The sequence below is a fragment of the Leptolyngbya sp. CCY15150 genome (genome assembly GCF_016888135.1).
In the GTDB taxonomy this organism is placed as follows: Bacteria; Cyanobacteriota; Cyanobacteriia; order RECH01; family RECH01; genus RECH01.
Genome location: NZ_JACSWB010000073.1, coordinates 1 through 778, shown reverse-complemented (window position 1 = coordinate 778; position 778 = coordinate 1). Strand labels below are relative to the sequence as shown.

Genomic DNA, 778 nt, shown 5'->3' with positions numbered 1-778 from the left:
ACATTTTGTAGTATTTAAGGTGCTCGAATATTAGGTGGAAACGACCAGACGCCTTGGTATAACACTGCTCATATCCTAATTGAGCGCTTTCTGTGTCGTGCCAAGCCCCGAAGATACCGCCTATCCACGGCTCAAAAGCAATCCAACCGAGAAAGATTTGCTGCGTCTCTACACACCGACTCTGGAAGAATTGGCCCTTGCTCGGCGAGTCACTCGGAATGCGGCCACCCGGTTGAACTTTCTCATGTTACTGAAGACTTTTCAGCGATTAGGCTACGGCATTGCCTTAGCCCATGTCCCTGCCAAAATTATCCGGCACCTGGTCACCAGTACTCAATCACCCATCACCCAGCAAGATTTGAGTCAGTATGACGCTTCTGCGACTCGGAAACGTCATCTGCCGATTGTCCGCGACTATTTGCAGATGACGGTCTTCGGACAAAAAGCTCACGAAACCATGATTCAGGCCCTCGAAATGGCTGTAACCGCCAAGCATGATCTGGTGGATCTGATCAACATCGCCATCGAAGAACTGGTGCGGCAATGCTTTGAACTACCGGGCTTTTCGACGTTAGAGCGGGCAGCTAGGACAGTTCGTAAAGTCCATTCGAAGCAGCTCTACCAGCAAGTGAGCGAGGCACTGACGTCAGCAGAACGACAACAACTCGTCCGCTTTCTGGGCAGGGGCTAGGTTCTGCTCAACGGCTACTCTCCATGACAACATGCTCCACAGCCTGCCAAACAGTCTGGGGCTTCATCTCAAGCAGCAACAGCAGTG

Annotated in this window: 1 protein-coding gene; it reads left to right on the top strand. The window is 51.5% G+C overall.

The annotated features are described in order from the left end of the window. Positions 1-97 precede the first annotated feature (97 nt). Positions 98-691, top strand: coding sequence for a DUF4158 domain-containing protein (locus JUJ53_RS00390; RefSeq protein ID WP_204150018.1), 594 nt, complete (start codon positions 98-100; stop codon positions 689-691). Positions 692-778: the final 87 nt, after the last annotated feature.